16 protein-coding genes and 1 pseudogene are annotated in these 21903 nt (G+C 71.6%); 6 read left to right on the top strand and 11 right to left on the bottom strand.

Annotation, left to right across the window (positions count from 1 at the left end):
- Window positions 1-25 precede the first annotated feature (25 nt).
- The 5 genes from IH26_RS0114085 (at window position 26) to IH26_RS0114065 (ending at window position 4391) form a co-directional block, all read left to right on the top strand.
- Entirely contained in the window at window positions 26-970 is a 945-nt protein-coding gene (locus IH26_RS0114085; protein ID WP_030436620.1) for a sulfotransferase, read from the top strand.
- On the top strand, window positions 967-1881 hold the full coding sequence (locus IH26_RS0114080) for a glycosyltransferase family 2 protein (protein ID WP_030436619.1): 915 nt from the start codon (window positions 967-969) through the stop codon (window positions 1879-1881). Before IH26_RS0114085 ends, IH26_RS0114080 begins: the two co-directional genes overlap by 4 nt.
- A gap of 70 nt (window positions 1882-1951) precedes the next feature.
- On the top strand, window positions 1952-2728 hold the full coding sequence (locus IH26_RS0114075) for a DeoR/GlpR family DNA-binding transcription regulator (RefSeq protein WP_030436618.1): 777 nt from the start codon (window positions 1952-1954) through the stop codon (window positions 2726-2728).
- Entirely contained in the window at window positions 2725-3813 is a 1089-nt protein-coding gene (gene galT, locus IH26_RS0114070; RefSeq protein WP_030436617.1) for a galactose-1-phosphate uridylyltransferase, read from the top strand. The genes IH26_RS0114075 and galT overlap by 4 nt, the downstream gene beginning before the upstream one ends.
- Window positions 3814-3857: 44 nt before the next feature.
- Window positions 3858-4391: a DinB family protein gene (locus IH26_RS0114065; protein ID WP_051808094.1), complete on the top strand. Its 534-nt coding sequence runs from the start codon at window positions 3858-3860 to the stop codon at window positions 4389-4391.
- A gap of 554 nt (window positions 4392-4945) precedes the next feature.
- On the opposite strand, the gene IH26_RS0114060 is transcribed toward IH26_RS0114065, so the two are convergent.
- Window positions 4946-6160 carry an NADP-dependent isocitrate dehydrogenase gene (locus IH26_RS0114060; RefSeq protein WP_030436615.1) on the bottom strand — a complete coding sequence of 405 codons (1215 nt, stop codon included), beginning with the start codon at window positions 6158-6160 and terminating at the stop codon, window positions 4946-4948.
- Between the two features lie 150 nt (window positions 6161-6310).
- Between IH26_RS0114060 and IH26_RS57895 the strand changes: the two are divergent.
- Window positions 6311-6922: pseudogene (locus IH26_RS57895) on the top strand (MBL fold metallo-hydrolase); the annotation flags it as partial.
- A 686-nt stretch (window positions 6923-7608) separates the two neighbouring features.
- Here IH26_RS57895 and IH26_RS55805 read toward each other — a convergent pair.
- From IH26_RS55805 to icmB, 10 genes are all read right to left on the bottom strand, one after another.
- Entirely contained in the window at window positions 7609-8616 is a 1008-nt protein-coding gene (locus IH26_RS55805; RefSeq protein WP_030436613.1) for a hypothetical protein, read from the bottom strand.
- 12 nt (window positions 8617-8628) lie between these two features.
- Window positions 8629-13410: a ricin-type beta-trefoil lectin domain protein gene (locus tag IH26_RS55800; protein ID WP_051808092.1), complete on the bottom strand. Its 4782-nt coding sequence runs from the start codon at window positions 13408-13410 to the stop codon at window positions 8629-8631.
- Between the two features lie 147 nt (window positions 13411-13557).
- Window positions 13558-14508, bottom strand: coding sequence for a malate dehydrogenase (mdh, locus tag IH26_RS0114040; protein WP_030436611.1), 951 nt, complete (start codon window positions 14506-14508; stop codon window positions 13558-13560).
- A 100-nt stretch (window positions 14509-14608) separates the two neighbouring features.
- On the bottom strand, window positions 14609-15205 hold the full coding sequence (locus IH26_RS0114035; protein WP_030436610.1) for a pentapeptide repeat-containing protein: 597 nt from the start codon (window positions 15203-15205) through the stop codon (window positions 14609-14611).
- The gene (purH, locus tag IH26_RS0114030; RefSeq protein WP_030436609.1) at window positions 15205-16770 is read right to left on the bottom strand and encodes a bifunctional phosphoribosylaminoimidazolecarboxamide formyltransferase/IMP cyclohydrolase; all 1566 of its coding nucleotides are present in this window, start codon (window positions 16768-16770) and stop codon (window positions 15205-15207) included. The genes IH26_RS0114035 and purH overlap by 1 nt, the downstream gene beginning before the upstream one ends.
- Window positions 16771-16799: 29 nt before the next feature.
- Window positions 16800-17417 carry a phosphoribosylglycinamide formyltransferase gene (gene purN, locus IH26_RS0114025; protein WP_030436608.1) on the bottom strand — a complete coding sequence of 206 codons (618 nt, stop codon included), beginning with the start codon at window positions 17415-17417 and terminating at the stop codon, window positions 16800-16802.
- Between the two features lie 30 nt (window positions 17418-17447).
- Complete coding sequence (locus IH26_RS0114020; RefSeq protein WP_030436607.1) at window positions 17448-18881, bottom strand: cell division protein PerM; 1434 nt, start codon at window positions 18879-18881, stop codon at window positions 17448-17450.
- A gap of 98 nt (window positions 18882-18979) precedes the next feature.
- Entirely contained in the window at window positions 18980-19861 is an 882-nt protein-coding gene (gene sucD, locus IH26_RS0114015; RefSeq protein WP_030436606.1) for a succinate--CoA ligase subunit alpha, read from the bottom strand.
- A gap of 4 nt (window positions 19862-19865) precedes the next feature.
- A complete protein-coding gene (gene sucC / locus IH26_RS0114010) occupies window positions 19866-21044 on the bottom strand; it encodes an ADP-forming succinate--CoA ligase subunit beta (protein ID WP_030436605.1) in 1179 nt (392 codons plus the stop codon).
- 400 nt (window positions 21045-21444) lie between these two features.
- Entirely contained in the window at window positions 21445-21849 is a 405-nt protein-coding gene (gene icmB / locus IH26_RS0114005) for a coenzyme B12-dependent isobutyryl CoA mutase small subunit (protein ID WP_030436604.1), read from the bottom strand.
- Window positions 21850-21903 lie beyond the last annotated feature (54 nt).

The following is a 21903-nucleotide window of genomic DNA, read 5'->3' as shown; positions in this document are numbered from 1 at the left end:
GCGAAACGAGCGAAGGTGGGCCAAAGTGGCACGGGTGTTATTTCTGGGCGGATTGGGACGTAGCGGGACAACGCTCGTCGAGCGTCTGCTCGGCGAACTTCCCGGCGTGTGCGCGCTCGGCGAGGTGGTCCACCTCTGGCAACGCGACCTGCGCGACGACGAGCGCTGCGGCTGCGGCGCGAAGTTCTCGGCCTGCGGCTTCTGGCGGCGGGTCGGCGCGCTCGCCTTCAACGGCTGGCACAACGTGGACGTCGACCGGGTCCACTACCTGCGCGACGCCGTCGAGCGCACCCGGCACATCCCGCGGCTGGCCACCGCCGTCGAGGCCCCCGAGGAGGTGCACGAGTACGCCGAGTACTACTCCCGGATCTACTCGGCCGCGCATGAGGTCTCCGGCGCGCGGATCGTCGTGGACTCGTCCAAGCACTCGGCACTGGCCCACGTGCTGCGCTGGTCGGGCGACCTCGACCTGCGGGTGGTGCACGTGGTGCGGGACGCGCGCGGGGTCGCGTACTCGTGGACCAAGACGGTGGACCGGCCGGAGACCGACGGCACGCAGCAGATGACCCGCTACTCACCCGGCCGCTCGGCGTTGCTGTGGAACGCGCACAACGCCGCGTTCGGCCTGCTCGCCCGCCGCGGCGTGGCGGTACGCCGGATCCGCTACGAGGAGTTCGTGACCGACCCGCGGGCCGCGCTCGCCGGCATCGCCACCTTCGCCGGCCTCGACGTCGGCCCGGCCGACCTGGACTTCGTGCACGACGGCCAGGCCGACCTGAAGGTGGGGCACAGCGCGGCCGGCAACCCGATGCGGTTCACCGTCGGCCGGCTGGCGCTGCGCCGGGACGACAGCTGGGTGAGCGCGCTGCCGCCGCGCCAGCGCCGCCTGGTCGGCGCGGTCTGCGGGCCGATGCTCCGGGCGTACGGCTACCCGCTGAACCCGTCGCCCGCCCTGGAGGTGGCGCGGTGAACTGGCCATCGGTGGGCGTGGTCATCCCCACCCGCAACCGGCCCGAGCTGGTCCGCAAGTCGATCGCCGCGGTGCGCGAGCAGCGCTACCCCGGCGAGCTGAAGATCCTGGTGGTGTACGACCAGGCCGAGCCGGACTACCTGCTGGCCGCCACCGAGGGCGTCCGGGTGCTGGTGCTGACCAACTGGCGGGCCGCGGGGCTGGCCGGCGCCCGCAACACCGGCATCCTGGCGCTGGACACCGAGTATGTGGCGTTCTGCGACGACGACGACCGCTGGCTGCCGGACAAGCTGCGCCGGCAGGTGGCCGCGCTGCTCGCCGACCCGGACGCCGAGATGGCCACGTGTGCGATCGAGGTCGAGTACGAGGGCCGGTGCAACCCGCGGCTGGCCGGGCGCAGCCGGGTCACGCTCGAGGAGCTGGCCCGCTCCCGGATGGCGATGCTGCACTCGTCGTCGTTCCTGATCCGCCGCCAGGCGCTGGCCGAGGAGGCGATCGGGCTGGTCGCCGAGGACGCGCCGGGCAGCCAGAACGAGGATTGGGACCTGCTGCTGCGGGCCGCGCGGCGGGCGCCGATCGTGCACCTGGACGAGCCGCTGGTGCGCGTGCTCTGGGGGCGGACCTCGCATTACGCGTACGAGTATGCGACCAAGATCTCGTCGCTGCGATGGATGATGCAGCGTCACCCGGAGATCAGCGGGTGCAAGCCCGGCGCGGCCCGGGTGTACGGGCAGCTGGCTTGCTGGTCGGCGGCGAGCGGGAACCGCAGTCAGGCCTGGCAGTTCAGCAAGGAGGCGGTGCGCGCGAACTGGAAGGAGCCGCGGACCGCGATCGCCTTGGCGGCCATGACGGGTGCGGTCAAGGTCGAGAATGTTCTTTCAGCGCTGCACAAGCGTGGCCGAGGTATCTGAGTACGCCCTTTCCCTCACGGCCGACCGCAAGGTAATGTTCGGGCGTGTTCGAAATAGTGCGGATCCTCTAGTGCTAGCCCAACAACGCCAGGCCGCCATCCTCGACCGGGTTCGCGCCGCCGGCGGCGTCCGGGTGAGCGAATTGGCCACCGAATACGGCGTCTCCGACATGACCATCCGCCGCGACCTCGAGTCGCTGGCCGACCGTGGCCTGCTGGCGAAGGTACACGGCGGCGCCACCACGGTGAGCCCCGGCTCCGCGCACGAGCCCGGCTTCGCCGCCAAGTCCGTCCGCCAGCGCGCCGAGAAGGCGGCCATGGCCATGCACGCCGCCACGCTGGTCTCCCCCGGCGACGCGATCGCGCTCTCGGCCGGCACCACCACGGCCGGCCTCGCGCAGCGGCTGGTCGACGTGCCCTCGCTGACCGTGGTCACCAACTCGATCCCGGTCGCCGACGTCTTCTACCGCGCCGGCCGCCCCGATCAGACCGTGGTGCTCACCGGCGGGACGCGTACCCCCTCGGACGCCCTGGTCGGCCCGGTCGCCGTCGCCGCGATCGGCACCCTGCACCTGGACATGCTCTTCCTCGGCGTGCACGGCATGAGCGAGCGCGCCGGCTACACCACCCCCAACCTGATGGAGGCCGACGTCAACCGCGCCCTGGTCGAGGCGGCCGAGCGCCTGGTCGTGCTCGCCGACCACACCAAGTGGGGAACGGTCGGCATCTCCTCGATCGTCCCCTTGGAGCGCGCCGACGTGCTGATCACCGACGACGGCCTGGACGACCAGGCCCGCACCCTGCTGGAAGAGACCGTGCCCGAACTCGTGATGGTGAGCGCGCAGTGACCTTCAAGAGCCGCCAGGCGATCCGCCTCTCCGACGGCCGGGAGCTGATCTACTTCAACGAGGAGGCGCAGACCCACCGGGCGGAGTATCCGGACACCCGGCACCTGCCGCCCCCGCCACCCACCTCCCAGCTGCGCTACGACCCGCTGGTCGACGAGTGGGTGGCGGTCGCCGCGCACCGGCAGACCCGCACCTTCCTGCCGCCCAGCGACGCGTGCCCGCTCTGCCCGTCGAGCCCGGCGTTCGCCAGCGAGATCCCGGCGCCCGACTACGACGTGGTGGTCTTCGAGAACCAGTTCCCGTCGTTCAGCGACCGCGTCAAGCCGGACGAGGTCACCGCCATCACCGACATGGTGCCGGTGCGCGCCGGCGTCGGCCGCTGCGAGGTCATCTGCTTCACCAGCGACCACAACGGCTCGTTCGGCAAGCTTCCGCCGTCCCGCGTCCGTACGGTGATCGACGTGCTCGCCGACCGCACCGCCGAGATGTCGGCGCTCACCGGCGTCGCCCAGGTGTTCCCGTTCGAGAACAGGGGCGTCGAGATCGGCGTGACCCTGCACCACCCGCACGGGCAGATCTACGCGTACCCGACGGTGCCGCCGCGCACCCAGCAGATGCTGCGGGCGGCCGGCCGCTACAACTCCCGGACCGGGCGCGACCTGTACACCGACGTGCTGGCGGCCGAGCGCGCGTCCGGGGCCCGGGTCGTCGCGGCCAACGAGCACTGGACGGCGTACGTGCCGGCGGCGTCCCGCTGGCCGTACGAGGTGCAACTGGCCCCGCACCGCAAGGTGCCGGACATTCCGGCGCTCTCGGACGAGGAGCGGGACGCGTTCGGGCCGCTGTACCTGGACGTGCTGCGGCGCTTCGACGCGCTGTTCGGCAAGCCGATGCCGTACATCTCGGCCTGGCACCAGGCCGTGGTCGGCGAGGGGCGCGAGCTGGGCTACCTGCACCTGCAGCTGTTCAGCATCCGCCGGGCCGCCGACAAGCTGAAGTTCCTGGCCGGTTCGGAGTCCGCGATGGGCGCCTTCGTCAACGACGTCGTCCCGGAGAAGGCGGCGGAGACCCTGCGCTCTCTGTGAGATCGTGGTTGCTTTGCGCGATTCCCTGCTAGAGGGTAGGAGTTATGGGATTCGCCTGGTCCAACATGTTCGTCCCGCCCGACGAGGACCCGCGCACCGACGGCGGGTTCGTCGGCGAGCGGGACACCTTGATCGGGTACCTGCGCGATCAGCGGCTGACGCTCGAGCTCAAGTGCGCCGACCTGGACGCCTCGCAACTGGCGGCCAGGTCGGTCGAGCCGTCGCCGGTCTCGCTGCTTGGCCTCGTGCGGCACATGGCCGGCGTCGAGCAGAGCTGGTTCCGGGTGCACATGGCCGGCTTCCAGGTGCCCCGCCACTACCGCCTTTCCGATGACCGCGACTTCGACTTCCATGGCGCGACCGCCGATCCCGAGGTGGTCAAGGATGCCTTCGACAGGTGGCGGTCGGAGATCGCGTTCGCCGAGGACTACGTCGACTCGATCGACGATCTCGGCTACCTCGGCGACGGCGGACTGGCCTTGCGTGAGGTGCTCGTCCACATGATCGAGGAGTACGCCCGGCACAACGGCCACGCCGACTTCCTCCGCGAGCGGATCGACGGCCGCATCGGTCAGTAGGCCCTCAGCATGCGGGACGCATGCCCATGAGCTGGAACGGCTGGCCCACTGCGCGCGACGAGTGCTCATTAGGGGCGGGGGGCCCGGGACAAGGCCCCCCGCGAGGAAGGTGCTGATCGCGCCTTTTGACCGGGGGGAACCGGGGCGCCCGGGACAAGGCGGCCATCGGCTGGGCGAAGCCCTCGGCGACACGACCAGCGTCCGTGTTTCGCTGGGAAGAACGAGCGCCTATTACCACCGGTTACTACTTTAAACATGCGATTTGCCGCATAAGCATAAAGTCGGACAACTAGGTCACGATTCTCGCGGTAAGCCAGCTCGCAGAAGACAGCTCGCAGTAACCCAGCTCGCAGTAACCCAACTCGCAGTAACCCAACTCGCAGTAACCCAACTCGCAGTAAGCCAGCTCGCAGTAACCCAACTCGCAGTAAGCCAGCTCGCAGTAAGCCAGTGAGTGGCGGCTTTGCGCCGGTCAGGAGCCCGACCTCGGCGAGCAACGACGAGGATCTCGCCGTCAAGCCGCCGGCTCGGGTGAGCCGGCGGCCGGCAAAAGATCAGGCGAGTTTGCGGGCCAGGTTCTCGTCCAAGGCGTTCATGAACTCGTCGGTGGTGAGCCAGGGGGCGTCGCGCGAGATCAGGAGCGCGAGGTCCTTGGTCATCTGGCCGCCCTCGACGGTCTCGACGCAGACCTGCTCGAGCGTCTCGGCGAACTGGCTGACCTCGGGAGTGCCGTCGAGCACGCCGCGGTGCTTGAGGCCGCCCGTCCAGGCGAAGATCGACGCGATCGGGTTGGTCGACGTCTTCTCGCCCTTCTGCCACTGGCGGTAGTGCCGGGTGACCGTGCCGTGCGCGGCCTCGGCCTCCACGGTCTTGCCGTCCGGCGTCATCAGGACGCTGGTCATCAGGCCGAGCGAGCCGAAGCCCTGGGCCACGGTGTCGGACTGCACGTCACCGTCGTAGTTCTTGCAGGCCCAGACGTAGCCGCCCGCCCACTTCAGCGCGGCGGCGACCATGTCGTCGATCAGCCGGTGCTCGTAGGTGAGGCCGGCCTTGGCGAACTGGTCGGCGAACTCGGTCTCGAAGATCTCGGCGAACAGGTCCTTGAACCGGCCGTCGTACGCCTTCAGGATCGTGTTCTTGGTGGAGAGGTAGACCGGGTAGTCGCGGGCCAGGCCGTAGCGGAACGAGGCGCGCGCGAAGTCGCGGATCGACTCGTCGAAGTTGTACATGCCCATGCCGACGCCGCCCTGCGGGAAGTCGGCGACGTGGAACTCGATCGGTGCCGAGCCGTCCGCCGGGGTGAAGGTCATGGTGAACTTGCCGGCCGACGGGGCCACGAAGTCGGTCGCCTTGTACTGGTCGCCGTGCGCGTGCCGGCCGATGATGATCGGCTTGGTCCAGCCGGGCACGAGCCTCGGTACGTTCTGCATGATGATCGGCTCACGGAAGACCACGCCGCCGAGGATGTTGCGGATGGTGCCGTTCGGCGAGCGCCACATCTTCTTGAGGCCGAACTCCTCGACGCGGGCCTCGTCGGGGGTGATCGTGGCGCATTTCACGCCGACGCCGTGCCGCTTGATGGCGTTGGCCGCGTCGATCGTCACCTGGTCGTCGGTCTCGTCGCGGTGCTGGATCGACAGGTCGTAGTACTCGAGGGGGACATCGAGGTAGGGCAGGATCAGCTGCTCCCGGATCTGCTTCCAGATGATCCGGGTCATCTCGTCGCCGTCGAGCTCCACGACCGGGTTTGTGACCTTGATTTTCGCCATCGGCCGGCGCTCCTCTCCCGAAAACCGTGTTTAGCAGTACGAGCGTACTGCCCGACCGGAGAAGATCGTCGACCGCCCCCGACCTGGAGTTATCCACAGCTTGGCAAATGGGCACGCGCGGCGACCCGGGCACGCGATAGAAATCTCCCCATGCCACTGACGCACCGGGTCGGAAACCTCACGATCGTCGCGCTCGAGGATGCCTCGGGCCCGTTCTTCCTGCCCCGCGCCGAGGCGTTCCCCGACGCGTCGCCCGCTCAGTGGGCGGCCGCCGACGCGGCCGATCCGGCCGCCGCGACCTCCGGCGGGGAGTGGTGGTTGCGCTTCCGGAGCTACGCGATTCGGTACGGCGCGGGTCCGGTCACCCTGGTCGACGCGGGCATCGGGCCGGCCGGCTCGCTGGCCGCCGACTGGGCGCCGGTTCCCGGCCACCTGCCCGCCGAGCTGGCGGCGGCCGGCATCGACCCGTCCGAGGTCACCGCGATCGTCCTGACCCACCTGCACAACGACCACGTGGGCTGGGCCGTCCCGCGCGATTCGCCGTTCACCGCCGCCCGGGTCGTGGTGCAGCAGGCCGACGTCGACGTGTACAAGGCCAACCGCGACAAGGCCGGGCAGTATGACGTGCTGATCGAGCCGCTCCTGGCCCAGGGCCGCCTCCAGGTGCTGTCCGGCGACGCACAGCTGGGCGAGGGCGTCCGCGTCGTGGCGACGCCCGGCCATACCCCAGGTCACCAGTCGGTCCTCGCCGAGGACGGCACCGAGAGTCTCCTGGTGGCCGGCGATCTGGCCGTCCACATCATTCAACTGCTCAACCCCGATTTGGCGTACGCGAGCGACATGGCCCCCGACCAGGCCCGCGCAACCCGCCGCCGCGTCGTCGAGGAGGTGATCGCCCGAGGCACCACACTGGCCGTCTCCCACGCCCCGTCGCGGCCCTCGCCCAGCCCCGTCGCGGCCCTCGCCCAATCCCGTCGCGGCCCTCGCCCAATCCCGTCGCGGCCCTCGCCCAGGCTGACGTGGCCCGGCCCGACACGGGTCCGACGCGGCGCGGCCCGACGCGGCGCGATCCGACGCGGCGCGATCCGACGCGGCGCGATCCGACGCGGCGCGATCCGACGCGGCGCGATCCGGGTGCGGCCCGGCGTTGCGGCCCGGTGCGCTGCTGCCCGGCGTTGCGGCCCGACACGGACCGGCGCGGTCCGACGCGGCGCGATCCGGGCGCGACCCGGCGCGTCGCGACCCGGCGTTGCGACCCGGCGCGCTGCGGCCCGGCGTTGCGGCCCGACACGGACCGGCGCGGTCCGACGCGGGCGCGATCCGACGCGGCCCGACACGGGCGCGGCGCGGACCCGCGCGATCCGACGCGGGCCGCCCGGCACAGGCGCAGCCCGCCCGACACGGGCGCGGCCCGACACGACCCGACGCGGCGCAGACCGGCGCGGGGGCTACAGGTCGAGGCGGCGCCAGGTGTGGGCGCCGCGCCAGTCCTCGCCGGATCGGAAGCTCTGTAGGAAGCGGACCGCCTCGTCCTGGTTGGTCGTGTCGGCGCGGAGCTGTTCGCCGGCCGGGCCGTCGCGGTGTTCGAGGGCGTACTCGCCGGGGCCGGCCGCCGCCTTGGGGCCGACGCCGACCTGGGCGTAGACGCCGTCGGAGCGCTGCAGCAGCGTATAGAACCGGTCTTCGTTGAGGTTGCGCACGACCCGCTCGATCTGCTCCGGCCCCGGGTTCGGCACCGGGACGCCGACCAGCGAGTTCGCCGTGGAGAGCTCGAACCGCAGCGTCGCCGGCGCGGCCGGCGCGGGCGGCTCGGCGTCGGGGGCCAGTTCGCGCAGCACGGTGAACGCCTCGGCATACACCTCGCGGCCTGGCGTGCCGGGCGGATACGCCTGCTCGAGGATGCTCAGCGCCTTCCCCGCCTCGCCCAGCACCAGATCGGCGGCCGCCACGACGACCGCGTGGTTGCCCGTCCCGCCGGGCCGCGCGGACGCCAGCCAGGCCGCGCGCTTGGCCTCGGCGAAGGCCGCCACCGTCGCCCGCGCCTCGAGGAAGGGCACCATCGGGTCGAGCAGGTAACCGTCGACCTCCGGCGCGAGCGCCGCCAGGCCCTCCCGCGTCTCGAACGTCCACATCGGAGCCTTCGGGTCGAGGGTGTCGAGCAGGCCCATGTCGACCACGTTCGACCTGCCGAAGGCGCCCGCCGCCGGCCCGAGCAGGCGGATCGCCAGCTTCGCCACCTCGGGGAACGCCACCGTCGCCCGCAGCGACAGGTGGATGCCCCAGGCGCGCCTCTCCAGATCGAGGTGGAGGCGCTGGCGGCCGCCGTCGGCCACCTTGCGGACATAATCCAGCCCGGTGGCCGACCGGCTGAAGCCCTGGGCGGCGAGCAGCGCATCCCACCGGTCAGCGGCCACCTCGCGAAGCCAGGCGGCGGCCGTCGCACGGTCAGTTGTCATGGCAGCGGAACCTCACGGCACTTTGATCTCTTGGACGCCGACGACCTTGTACTGGCCAGCGTACTTGCCCACGGTCGTCGGATGGTTGCCCGCCTGGACCCAGTCGTCGAACGCCCGCTGCGCGGGGCCCCGGGTCGCCGTGCCGCTCTTCACCTCGATGCCGATGATCTCGCCATTGCCCAGGTCGATCGCGCAGTCGTAGTAACGCAGCTGGTTGCCGTTGCCGCGGACCGCCACCTGACTGCGGATCACGGTGTGGCCCTCGTCCTCGAGGTCGTCCATCACCTTCCGCTCGGCCGCGGCGCCGACCCGGGTGCCGTCGCTGCTCGCGAAGTGGCCGGCCGCGTCCCGGATCGAGCCGTCGGGGTACTGGTACAGCCCGTCGCCGAGGTCGATGGCGTCGCAGCTGACGTTGTGCACCAGGATCGCGTGGTCGCCGGCGAACACGTAGAACGTGTGCGCATCCTCGACCGTCAGGTCGTACATGTCCCGGCCGCCGGGGACCGGCGAGACGGCCGCGACGGTGACCGGCGCGCCGTCGTCGGATCGCAGCGCCGTGCCGGGCGCGAGCGCGGCCGCCCCGATCCACCGGTCGTCCGACGCGCTCCAGAACGGGTGCTTGCTGGTGGTGTGGATGACCGCGCCGCCGGTGACCACCACATCGACCAGGTCGGTGTCGTGGGTACGGAACGTCTTGGTCACCACGCCGCCGGCGACCCGGGCGCCGACCGCGACCCGTTCGATCGGTTTCCGGCTGCCGTCGGCCATCAGCACCGGCGTCGCCGCGTCGAAGCTCTGCGTCGCGCACGCCTTGGTGATGTCGGCGTCGATGTCGTTTTCGATCTTGATGAGCGAGTTGATGTCGAAGTCGGCGGCCTTGAGACCGTCGAACGCCTCGCCCAGTCCCTCGCCGGTCCGCGCCGCGACCTTGACCGCGAAGATCGCCTTGGCCCAGGCGAACAGCTTCTCGTACGGGATGAAGTTGGCCGCCGCCCACGCGCAGTCGCCGTTGAGCCCGTGGTTCTGCCAGATGTACTTGCCGCAGCCGATGAAGTCGCCGACCGCCATGTTGACCACGTTCCGCAGCGACGAGGCCATCACCTCGCGCACGTCGAGGTGCACGTGCTTGGTGATGTTCGCGTCGAACGGCTTGGTGTCGAGCTGCACCCGTTCGCAGAGCGCACCGGTCGTGCCCTGGTACTGGCAGACCACCACGTTGTAGGCGAGCGTGCCGGTCATGTGCACCGGGACGTCGACGTCGCAGGTCGGCTTGGCCGTGCACGTCAACTGGCCGGTCTGCACGTTGATGTCGCCGACCGGGGCGATCTCCAGGAACATGTAGCCGCCGTCGTAGCTGCCGATCAGCTGCCGCTTGTCGTCCTGGTCCTGGGCGGCCTTCTCGGCGTCGCTGGCGGCCTTCTCCGCGGCCTCGGCGTCGGCGCGGGCACGGGCCGCGGCCGCCTCGGCGTCGTCGGCGGACTTGTCGGCCGCGTCGGCCGCCTTCTGCGCGGCGTCGGCGTCCGACCGGGCCTGGGCCGCGGCGGCCCGGGCCGAGGCGGCGTCCCGCTCGGCGGCGTCGGCCTCCGAGTCGGCCGCGTCGGCGTCCCCCTCCGCCGCGGTGGCGGCCGCGTGGGCCGCCGCCGCGTCCCGCTCGGCCTGCGCGTTCAGCGTCGAGGTCGCCGCGGCCGCGGTCGCCGCCGCGGCCGCGTCGTTCGCCGCGGCCGCCGCCGAGGCGCGGGCGTCCCGGGCGGACTTGGCCGCGGCGGCCGCGCTGGTGGCGGCGTCCGCGGCGGCCTGCGCGGCGATCTTGGCGTCGCCGGTGGCCGCGGCGGCCAGCGCCGAGGCGTTGGCGGCGGCCGTGTTGGCCTCGTCGGAGCGAGCCTGCGCGGCCGCGGCCTGCTGCTGGGCGACGGTCAGCGCGCCCTGCCCGACCAGTACGGCCAGCGCCGCGGCCGAGTCCCGGTCGACGAACGGCGCGCCGAGACCGACGGCGGTGTTGGCGGGCGCGGCCACCTGGGCGGCCGAGTCGCGGGCGGCCACCGCGGCCTGGGCGGTCGCGTACGCCCGGCCCGCGGTGATCGCGCTCTGGGCCACCGCCGCGTCGGCGGCCGTCTTGGCGGCGGCCGCCTGCTGGGCCGCGGCCCGCATGTCGGCGGCGGCCGCGGCGGCATCGGCGTCGGCGTTGTCCGCGTGCGTCTTGGCGTCCTTGGCCGCGGCCAGCGCGTCGGCCGCCGCCGAGTGCGCGGTCAGCATCGCCGCCCGGGTGACCGCGACCTGCTTGTCGGCCTCGTTCGCGGCGGCCAGCGAGCGGGCGGCCGCGGCGTGCGCCCGGGTGGCCGCCTCGCGAGCCGCCTCGGCCGCCGCCGTGGCGGTGTCGGCGTCCTGCTGGGCCTTGTCCGCCGCGGCCTTGCCCTGATCGGCCGCGGCCTGCGCGTCGTTGGCCGCCTGCCGGGACGCGGCCGCGTCGTCGGTGCCGTCGTCCGCGTTGGCCCGCGACTGCATGGCCGCCGCCCGGGAGGCGAGCGCGTCCCGCTGGCGGGCCGCGTTCTCGGCGGTCTCCCGGTAGATCCGGGCCTGGTTGGCCGCGCTCTGCGCGTCGAAGTCACGGTCGGCGGCGGTCTGCGCGTCGGCCTCGGCCTGTTGCCGCGCGGAGGCGGCTATCCCCTGCTGGCGTTGCGCGTCCGCGTCGGCGGCCGACGCCTCGGCGTGCTTCTGCTCGGCGATCGCCCGCTGCTGGGCCGCGACCTGCCGCTGCTGCTCGGCGATCTGGCGCTGCGCGGCGGCCTTGTCCGCGGCGACCTGGGCGGTGGCCCGGGCCTGCTCGGCAACCGCCCGCTTGGCCTTGGCGGTGGCCGCGTCGGCCGCCGCCGCCTGGGCCTCGGCCGCCGCCGAGTCGGCCTCGGCCTTGGCCTGCCGGGCCGCCTCCTGCGCGGCGTTCTTCGCGTACTCGGCCTGCATGGCCTTGGCCTGGGTCTGGGCCAGCGAGATCAGCGTCGCCGAGTCGGCGACCGCCGCCTTGGTGGCCTGTAGCGCGGTGGCGGTCGCCTTCGCGGCCGCCGCCGCGCCGGCCGCCGAGGCCTTGGTGACCTGCGCCGACTGCTGGGCGTACGCGAGGCCCCGCCCCACCGGGTAGTCGTTGGCGGTCGCGATGGCCGCCGCGGCGTTCTGCGCGGTGGTGACCGCGGTGGCCTGGGTCTGCGCGTCGGCCGAGGCGTTGTTCGCGATGGTCAGCTGGGCGGCGGCCCGGGTCTGCGCGTTCTTGATCTCGTTGGCCGCGTAGGTGAAGTCGGCCGCCTTCGGCCAGTCCAGCTGGTCGTTCCCGGTGCCGGTGCTGGTGTTGTCCTGCGCGGACACCAACTGCTGGGTGGTGCCGCCGCTGCAGGCTTGCACGGTCGCCTGGAGGCCGCTGGTCGCCGTCGCGAAGTTCAGGCACTTCTTCGCGCCCACGTTGTAGAGCCGGGTGTTGCCGGTCGTGCTCTGCCACTGCCAGTGCTGGTTCGCCTTGCCGCTGGTGCAGGCGTTCAGGACGACGTTGCTGCCGTTGAGGTCGAGGCACCGGTTCGTACCCGTGTTGATCAGTGTGCCGTCCAGGTAGTTCGCCATGACGCCCGGACGGAACTTCTGTGCGGTGCCGTTGTTGCACGCGGACAGCTGAATCTTGTTGTTGTTCGCCGACGAGCCGCCGGCGTTGTCCATGCAGAGCGTGGTCGCGGACTTGTATTTGAAGGTGATCGGGCCGGAGCCGGCCCAGCAGTAGCCGCCGGCGGTGTAGCAGGCCTGCCACTTGCTGAGCTGCCCGGCGATCCAGGACTGGCCGACCGCCTCGCCCATGGCGATGGCCGCGCTCTCCAGATCGTTGTACGCCTTGACCTGCGCGTCGACGATCGCTCCGCGCTGGGTGGCCTGCGAGTCGAGCTCGGCCCGCCACTCGGCGCCCGCGGTCTTCGTGACATTCGCCAGCACGTGGTTGGGGTCGAGCGGGTTCTCCGCGTCGCACGACGAGAAGCGCTGCTTGAGCGCCTCGACCTCGAACCGGTACTCCGCCGTGCCCGGCGTCAGGGCCGTCTTGGGGAAGCCGCCGAACTGGAGGAACTCACGCAGGTCGTCGGCGTGGTGGTTGCCGGTGGAGATGCTGCCGTTGCCGAAGGCGTCCTGGTCGCCGAGCGCGCCCCAGGAGATGTACTCCTGCGTCGAGTGCGGCGCGGTGTCCTCGCCGTTGTAGAGATGCTGCTGGTCGGCGAGCTGGTTGCCCTGGGCCACGGCGTCAGCGGACGCGATCGGGGCGAGGTCGGTGTAGAGCTTGTCCTCGCCGGAGAAGAACTGGTCCACATAGAACCCGGTGATGCCCAGGTCGCCGTAGAAGTCGGGCGCCCACTGGAAGCCGGTCACCGTTTCGGTCGGGATGGTGAACCGGGCGGGGATCGACTGGCTCCACACGTTCTTGCGGGCGTAGAGCGTGTCCCACTCGGCCGACCGGCTGGCCTGGTCCTTGTCGTACGCGGCCGAGAGAGGGGTGTTGTTCCAATAGCTCGGGTCGGCGGCGGTGTGCATCTGGGCGTCGGTGCCGACCAGCCCGGCCTGCGCGACCTTCTTGATCTCGGGGCCGCCGGCCTGCAGCACGAAGCCGAGGCGGCAGCGGTCGAGCCGCGGGGCGGTCTGCCCGTCGTCGAGCCGGTTCGGATAGACCCAGGTGTCGCCGGTGTCGGCGTGCGCGGCATGGGCCGGCGCCAGGACCGTGATGGTGAGGGCGGCCAGTGCCGCCGCGACCGAATTTACCCAGCGCGCAGCCCGCATGGCAGTCGCCTTCCCCCGTGAAATGCGCTCAGACAGAGCGAAAGTCACCCTAGGGTGATCATGCGACGCAGGTCAATGCATCGATCTACTGGGTAGTAACTGTCACAAAAAAGGGCCGGGGTGCAACCCCGGCCCCTTCCGGCAACGTCAGAGATTGGCGACGTCGGCCTGCTTGGCGCGGACCGCCTCGGCGGCCTCCTTGAGACCGTCGATCTCGGTGTCGGTCAGCTTCTCCTCGACGACCCGCTTGATGCCGTCCCGGCCGATCTGCGCCTCGACGCCCAGGTACACGCCGGAGATGCCGTACTCGCCGTCGACCCACGCGCAGACCGGGAGGATCTCGCCGGAGTCCTCGATGACCGCCTTGGCCATCCGGGCCGCCGCGGCGGACGGGGCGTAGTACGCCGAGCCGGTCTTGAGCAGGGCCACGACCTCGGCGCCGCCGTTACGCGTACGCACGACAAGCTCCTCGATCTTCTCGGCCGGGAGCAGGTCGGCCAGCGGCTTGCCGTCCACCGTGCAGCGGGAGGGGACCGGCACCATGGTGTCGCCGTGCGAGCCGAGGGTCAGCGCCTTGACGCTCTTGACCGGCACCGCGAGGGTCTCGGCGATCGAGTTGGTGAAGCGGGCGGTGTCGAGCACCCCGGCCTGGCCGAAGACCCGGTTCTTCGGGAACTGGGTGGCCAGCTGGGCCAGCGCGGTCATCTCGTCGACCGGGTTGGACACCACGATGACCACGGCGTTCGGCGCGTACTTCGCGATGTTCTCGGCGACCTGGCGGACGATCTTCGCGTTGACCTCGAGCAGATCCATCCGGCTCATGCCCGGCTTGCGCGGCAGGCCGGCGGTGACGACCACGACGTCCGAGCCCTCGATCGCCTCGTAGCCCTCGCCGTTCGGGCCGGTGGTGACGCCGACGACCGTGGTCTCGAAGCCCTCGATCGGCCGGGACTGGTTGAGGTCGAGGGCGAGGCCGGCCGGCTTGCCGTCGATGATGTCGGTGAGCACCACGGTGTCGAAGATGTCGTACTCGGCCAGGCGCTGCGCGGTCGTCGAGCCGTAGAAACCGGCGCCTACGACGGTTACCTTCTTGCCCATAGCTCTCTCACTCCCAGGTTCCGGGCCAGTTTTCCGGACCGTATCAGTCGGTTTACGCGGGGTTTCCCGCTGGTCGGGTCAAGGCGAAGTAAGCCACTCGTCACTCCGCGACAATCGCCCCGTACGCCGATGCGAACAGGGCCGCCTGCGCCAGATCGATCTTGGCACCGGTCAGGTCCACGCCGCGCAGCTCCACCCCGTCGAGGTCGGCGCCGCGCAGGTCCGCGCCCTTGAATACGGCGTCCTTGAGCCGAGCGTTCGACAGGTCGGCCCCGCGCAGGTCGACCCGGGTCAGGTCGGCGCCCATCAGGTCCGCCTCCCGCAGCCGCAGGCCGCCCAGCTTCGTCCCGGTGAGGTTCTGCCCGCGCAGCGACACGAAGCCCCAGTCGCCGCCGTCCACGGTCAGCGGCCGCAGCCCGCAGTCGACGAACTGGCTGCCGGTCAGCTTGCAGCCGGCCAGCGTGGCGTCGAAGAAGTTGCAGCGCTCCAGCGTCGACTGCAGGATCGCCACCCGGTCCAGCGTGGCCGCGTTGAACCGGACGTTGCCGAAGGTGCAGTGGGTGAAGACGCAGCCGACCAGGCGCGCCTCCGACCAGTCGACGTCGTGGAACGCGCAGTCCTCGTAGCGGACGCCGGTGACCTCCTCGAGCGCCCAGTCGGCGCCCGAGAAGGTCTCGTCCTGCACGAGGTCGGTCATCAGTGGTAGAAGTGCCGCGTGCCGGTCAGGTAGACGGTCAGGCCCGCTTTCTCGGCCGCCTCGATCACCAGGCTGTCCCGGATCGAGCCGCCCGGCTGCACCACCGCGGTGACGCCCGCGGCGATCAGCACCTCGAGGCCGTCGGGGAACGGGAAGTACGCGTCGGAGGCGGCCACGCTGCCCTTGGCCCGCTCGGCGCCGGCCCGGTCGACCGCGAGCCGCGCCGCATCCACCCGGTTGACCTGGCCCATCCCGACGCCCACGGTCGCGCCCTCGTGCGCCAGCAGGATCGCGTTGCTCTTCACGCCGCGGATCGCCCGCCAGGCGAACACCAGGTCGGCCAGCAGCTCCGGGGACGCCGGCGCGCCGGTGGCGAGCTCCCAGTTGGCCGGGTCGTCGCCGGGCGCGTCGATCCGGTCGGACATCTGCACCAGCACGCCGCCGCCGACCTGCTTGATCTCGGCGGGCGGCGGGTTCCACGCCGGGGCGACCAGCACGCGCAGCTTCTTCTTCGCTTGGAAGATCTCGAGGGCCGCCGGCTCGAAGGACGGCGCGACGATCACCTCGGTGAAGATGCCGTCCAACTGTTTGGCCATGGCCTCAGTGACCTCGCGGTTGGCCGCGATGACCCCGCCGAACGCCGACACCGGGTCGCAGTCGTTGGCCTTGCGGTGGGCCGCGGCGATGTCGGCGCCGACCGCGATGCCACACGGGTTGGCGTGCTTGATGATCGCCACGCACGGCTGTTCGAAGTCGTTGGCGCTGCGCCAGGCGGCGTCCGCGTCGACGTAGTTGTTGAACGACAGCTCGCCGCCGTGCACCAGCTCGGCCTGGGCGAGGCCGGCCGGCGCGTTCGGGTCGAGGTAGAGCGCGGCCTGCTGGTGCGGGTTCTCGCCGTACCGCAGGGTGCTCTCCCGCTTCAGCGCTACGCCGGCGAACTCCGGCCACTCCTGCGGATCGAGCGTCGTCGCGCACCAGTTGGCGACGGCCACGTCGTACTCGGCGATGTCGGCGAAGGCGCGGGCCGCGAGGTGCTTGCGCTGCTGCAGCGTGAAACCGCCGTCGTGGATCGCTTGCAAGATCAGGGGGTACGCCGAAACGCCGGTCACCACGGCCACCGAGGGGTGGTTCTTCGCCGCCGCGCGCACCATGGCCGGCCCGCCGATGTCGATCTGCTCGACGCACTCGTCGACGCTCGCGCCGCTCGCCACGGTCTGGGTGAACGGGTACAGGTTGCTCACCAGCAGGTCGAACGGCTCGATCTCGAGCCCGGTCAGCTGCTCGCGGTGAGTGTCGAGCCGCAGGTCGGCGAGCAGGCCGGCGTGCACCCGCGGATGCAGCGTCTTGACCCGGCCGTCGAGGCACTCGGGGAAGCCGGTCAGCTCCTCCACCCGGGTCACCGGGACGCCGGCGGCCTCGACCGTGGACGCGGTCGACCCGGTCGAGACGATCTGGACGCCGGCCGCGTGCAGCGCCTGGGCGAGCTCGACGAGGCCGGTCTTGTCGTACACACTCAGCAGCGCCCTGCGGATCGGGCGACGGCCTTCGGCTGTGTCGCTACCCAAGCCTGGACTATCAGTCGGCGGAGCCACGCTCACGGGATTCTGACCTTCCTGTTCTCGATGGTCCAGCCCTCGCGGACCAGGCGGCCGACGAACTCGACCAGCTGGGCACGCTCGGCCACCTTGATGCGCTCGGTGAGCGTCTCCTCCGTGTCGTCGTCGAGCACGGGGACGGCCACCTGGGCGATGATCGGGCCGGTGTCGACGCCGGCGTCCACGAAGAAGAGCGTGGCGCCGGCGACCTTCACCCCATACGCCAGCGCGTCCCGCGGGCCGTGGATGCCCGGGAAGGACGGCAGCAGGGCATTGTGCGTATTCAGGTAGCGATCGCCGAAGGCGGCCAGGAACGCGGGGCCGACCAGCTTTAGGAAGCCCGCCGAGACCACCAGGTCGGGCTTGTGCTCGGCGACGTGGGCGGTGAGCGCGACATCCCACGCGGCGCGGGTCTCGAACGCCTTCACCGAATCGACGAAGGTGGGCACCCCGGCGGCGGCCGCCCGGTCGAGCCCGGCGATACCCTCCCGGTCGGCGCCGACCGCGACGACCTGTGCGCCGTAGGCGGGGTCGGCGGTCGCGTCGAGCAGAGCCTGGAGGTTGCTGCCCGACCCGGAGACGAGGACGACCAGGCGGGCGGGCGCGGGGTCGGTCACCCCCGAACCTTATCGCTGTGAGCGGCGTAACTACGCCTTGGGGCGGGGCCCGAAGGTACGCGCGGCGGCCGCCCCGATCGCCGCCGCGACGCCGAGCAGGACCGTCGCGAGCAGCCCGACCTGCCACGGGTCGGGCCCGATCGTGGCGAGCCGGCCGTCGCCCAGCGGCCCGCTCGACGCCCGGCTCAGCGCCGCGAGCACCAGGCCGGCGGCCGGCCCGGCGAGCAGCCCGCCGCCGAGCACCAGCGACCACGGCGGACCGTTCTTGTCGCCGGCCCGGTTCAGCCGCAGCGTCAGCAGCCAGCCGGCCGCCGCCCCGGCCACCACCGGCACCGCGAGCAGCGCCGCCCCGGCCGCGCCCATCGGGCCGTTCGGCAGGCCGGCCAGCAGCGGCAGCGTCGGCAGCGGCCCGGCGGTCACCTCGGTGAGCCGGATCGCCGAGCCGGTGCCCAGCGCGAAGCCGGGGCCAAGCAGGTACGCCGCGGCCCACACCGCGGCGTTCGCCCCGTACGCCAGGCTGAGCAGGGTGATCCCGGCCTGCCCGGCGACCCCGGTCCGGTACGCCGAGATCGTCTCCGCCGCCTGCCCGCCGCCGAGCGCCACCGACAGCCCGGTCATCGCGGCGCCGGCGGCCAGCACGAACAGCGCGGCCATGGCCCCGGTCCGCAGGCCCGCCCGCAGCATGCCCGGGGTGTGCCGGGCGAGCACGCTCAGCGCGTCGGTGCCGCGCAGCGCCCCGGCGAGCGCGCCGATCAGGCCGAGGACGAAGAAGTTGATCGCCGCGCGGGCCGGGGTGACCTCGGTGCCCTTGCCGTCGACGGCGAGCGCGGCCACGGAGCCGAGCAGCGAATAGGTCAGCGCGATGCCGAACGCCACCAGCAGCGTGTCGCCGATCTTGCCGGAGCGCCGGGCCCCGATCGCCCGGGTGACATGCAGGCCGGCCCGGTTGAGCCGCCACACGATCAGCATGGTGAGCAGCAACGGCGGCAGCCCGAGCGGGCCGATCGAGGTGCCGATCGGCACGCCGTGGCCGAGCAGCCAGCCGGCCAGCCCGGCGTGCGCGGCGCCGCCGAGCCCGCCCTCCCCCTCGAGGGTGCGGGCCAGGCCGATCACGGCGGCCACCGGCAGGTAGCAGAGGACCGCGGCCCAGGTGGTGGCGAAGGCGACGGCGACCGGCAGCGGGGCCCGTTTGGCGCGAGCCGGCGGGCGGCGCTGGCCGGGCACCTTGACCGTGGGGCGCTCGCCGAGTGTCTTGTCGTCGACCAGCACGGTCGGGCGGTCCTCGACCTGGACCGGCTCGGTCTTCCGCTCAAGGGGCTCGGTCTTCCGGTCGAGCGGCTCGGTCTTCCGCTCGACCGGCACCGTCTCCCGCTCGACCGGCACCGTCTCCCGGACGTCACGGGTCGCCTCGGCGACCGCGAACGGGTCGTCCGAGCCGTCGGGACGGTCGGCTGGGATCGGCATCGCCGCCTACTTTTCCACGCCGACCGGCGAGCGGCGACGCAGATACGACGGCGCGCCGCCAAACGAGTGGCGGCGCGCCGACCTCACACGTACGTAAATCAGCTCATGACCTCGCGCATGAGCCGGGCGGTCTCGCTCGGGGTCTTGCCGACCTTGACGCCGACGGCCTCGAGGGCCGCCTTCTTGGCGTCGGCGGTGCCGGCCGAGCCCGAGATGATCGCGCCGGCGTGGCCCATGGTCTTGCCGGGCGGGGCGGTGAAGCCGGCGATGTAGCCGACCACCGGCTTGGTGACGTTCGCCTTGATGAACTCGGCCGCCCGCTCCTCGGCGTCGCCGCCGATCTCACCGATCATCACGATCGCGTCGGTGTCCGGGTCGTCCTGGAACGCCTTGAGCGCGTCGATGTGGGTGGTGCCGATGATCGGGTCGCCGCCGATGCCGACGCAGGTCGAGAAGCCGATGTCCCGCAGCTCGTACATCATCTGGTAGGTCAGCGTGCCGCTCTTGCTGACCAGGCCGATGCGCCCCTGCGGGGTGATGTCGGCCGGGATGATGCCGGCGTTCGAGGCGCCCGGCGACGCGATGCCCGGGCAGTTCGGCCCGATGATCCGCGTCTTTGCCCCCTTGTCGAGGTTGTACGCCCAGAACGCGGCCGAGTCCTGCACCGGCACGCCCTCGGTGATCACCACGGCCAGCGGGATCTCGGCGTCGATCGCCTCGACGACCGCCGACTTGGTGCCGGCCGGCGGCACGAAGATGACCGTGACGTCCGCCCCGGTCTCCTTCATCGCCTCGGCGACGGTCGCGAAGACCGGCAGCGAGGTGCCGTCGAAGTCGACAGTGGTGCCGGCCTTGCGCGGGTTGGTGCCGCCGACCACGTTCGTGCCCGCGGCGAGCATCCGGCGGGTGTGCTTCGAGCCCTCCGAGCCGGTGATGCCCTGGACGATGACCTTCGAGTCCTTGGTGAGCCAGATCGCCATTACGTCACTTCCCCGCAGCCGCGAGCTCGGCGGCGCGCTCGGCCGCTCCGTCCATCGTGTCCACCCGCTCGACCAGCGAGTTGTTCGCGCCGTCGAGGATGGCACGGCCAGCCTCGGCGTTGTTGCCGTCGAGGCGCACCACGAGCGGCTTGGTGACCGTCTCGCCGCGCTCGGCGAGCAGGGCGAGGGCCTGGACGATGCCGTTGGCGACCGCGTCGCAGGCGGTGATGCCGCCGAAGACGTTCACGAAGACCGACTTGACCGCCGGATCGCCGAGCACGATCTCCAGGCCGTTCGCCATCACCTGGGCGCTGGCGCCGCCGCCGATGTCGAGGAAGTTGGCCGGCTTGACGCCGCCGTGCCGCTCGCCCGCGTAGGCCACCACGTCGAGGGTGGACATGACCAGGCCGGCGCCGTTGCCGATGATGCCGACCTCGCCGTCCAGCTTGACGTAGTTGAGGTTCTTGGCCTTGGCGGCCTGCTCCAGCGGGTCCACCGCGGACTGGTCGACCAGCGCATCGTGGTCGGGGTGCCGGAACGACGCGTTCTCGTCCAGAGTGATCTTGGCGTCCAGCAGCAGCACCCGGCCGTCGCCGACCTTCGCGAGGGGGTTGACCTCGACCAGCGTGGCGTCCTCGGCCACGAAGGCCTGCCAGAGCTTCACCGCGATGTCGACGATCTGCTCGGCGACCTCGGCCGGGTACTGGGCCGCGGCCACGATCTCGCGGGCCTTCGCCTCGTCCACGCCCTTACTGGCGTCGATGGCGATCTTGGCTACCCGCTCGGGCTGCTCCTCGGCGACCGTCTCGATCTCCATGCCGCCGGCCACGCTGGCGATGCAGAGGAACGTACGGTTCGCGCGGTCGAGCAGGTAGGAGAGGTAGTACTCCTCCTTGATGTCGGCCGTCTCGGCCAGCATCACCTTGTGGACCGTGTGGCCCTTGATGTCCATGCCCAGAATGTCGGTGGCGCGCGCCTCGGCCTCGTCCGCGCCGTCGGCCAGCTTCACGCCGCCGGCCTTGCCGCGGCCGCCGACCTTCACCTGAGCCTTGACGACGACCTTGCCGCCGAGCCGCTCCGCGATCGCGCGGGCCTCCTGCGGGGTCTCGGCGACACCGCCGCCCAGCACGGGCAGCCCGTGCCGTTCGAACAGGTCACGCCCCTGATACTCGAACAGGTCCACGTGTCTCCTTTCGCTCGCGACGCCAAGCGCCGGCAAGCCGCACCATTGCGTCCCGACCTGTGTGCGCGGCGGCCTGTCGGCGTCGCCGAGCGTGAAGAATGTCCGGCCCGAGGGGCCGTCATCCGCAGACTAGCGACCAGCGGGCCCACAGGTGTAGCGACGGGCACGCGGTGTGCAAGACCGCACATCACCGGCCCCGCGGGGCACAGCCGCACCTCGCGGAAAAAGCTCGGACGACGGTCGTAACCGGCCAGGTAAGGCGTCGTTGAGAGTGGTGTCGGAGCGCTACGGCGAACCGAATGCGAGACGGCCGATGCCCTGTCGGTCGAGGGGTGGCGGCGGGGCATCGTGCATAGAGAGGCCGGACGTGTGAGGGGTGCGTCCGGCCTCTCCCCTTGCGTTATGCGACCGGCGTCGGCACATTGGCGCGTACCCATTCGATGATGGATGCGGTGGTCGCGCCCGGGGTGAAAATCCTGGCGACCCCCAGGGCCTCCAATTCGGCAATGTCGTCGGCCGGAATGATGCCTCCGCCGAATACCACGATGTCGGTTGCGTCACGCTCCGCCAGCAGCTCGATCACGCGGCGGAACAGGGTCATGTGCGCACCGGACAGAACGGACAAACCGATCGCATCGGCGTCCTCCTGAATGGCCGTCTCGACGATCTGCTCCGGAGTCTGGTGCAGACCGGTGTACACGACCTCCATACCCGCGTCACGCAGGGCGCGGGCCACCACCTTGGCGCCCCGGTCGTGCCCGTCCAGTCCGGGCTTGGCCACGACCACCCTGATCCGTGCCTGCATAACGACCCTCCGTGTCCGGCGAACCCCATCGTCCTGAACGAACGGTAACCCGCA

The sequence above is a fragment of the Actinoplanes subtropicus genome (assembly GCF_000721705.1).
GTDB lineage: Bacteria > Actinomycetota > Actinomycetes > Mycobacteriales > Micromonosporaceae > Actinoplanes > Actinoplanes subtropicus.
This window is presented reverse-complemented; position numbering and strand designations above follow the sequence as displayed.

Excerpts from the sequence above, each read along its gene's own strand:
- IH26_RS0114020 (WP_030436607.1), bottom strand. The coding sequence starts at position 18,881 with ATGCCGATCCCAGCCGACCGTCCCGACGGCTCGGACGACCCGTTCGCG.
- IH26_RS0114060 (WP_030436615.1), bottom strand. The coding sequence starts at position 6,160 with ATGGCGAAAATCAAGGTCACAAACCCGGTCGTGGAGCTCGACGGCGAC.
- mdh (WP_030436611.1), bottom strand. The coding sequence starts at position 14,508 with ATGGGCAAGAAGGTAACCGTCGTAGGCGCCGGTTTCTACGGCTCGACG.
- sucD (WP_030436606.1), bottom strand. The coding sequence starts at position 19,861 with ATGGCGATCTGGCTCACCAAGGACTCGAAGGTCATCGTCCAGGGCATC.
- IH26_RS0114035 (WP_030436610.1), bottom strand. The coding sequence starts at position 15,205 with ATGACCGACCTCGTGCAGGACGAGACCTTCTCGGGCGCCGACTGGGCG.
- IH26_RS55800 (WP_051808092.1), bottom strand. The coding sequence starts at position 13,410 with ATGCGGGCTGCGCGCTGGGTAAATTCGGTCGCGGCGGCACTGGCCGCC.
- IH26_RS0114065 (WP_051808094.1), top strand. The coding sequence starts at position 3,858 with ATGGGATTCGCCTGGTCCAACATGTTCGTCCCGCCCGACGAGGACCCG.
- icmB (WP_030436604.1), bottom strand. The coding sequence starts at position 21,849 with ATGCAGGCACGGATCAGGGTGGTCGTGGCCAAGCCCGGACTGGACGGG.
- IH26_RS55805 (WP_030436613.1), bottom strand. The coding sequence starts at position 8,616 with ATGACAACTGACCGTGCGACGGCCGCCGCCTGGCTTCGCGAGGTGGCC.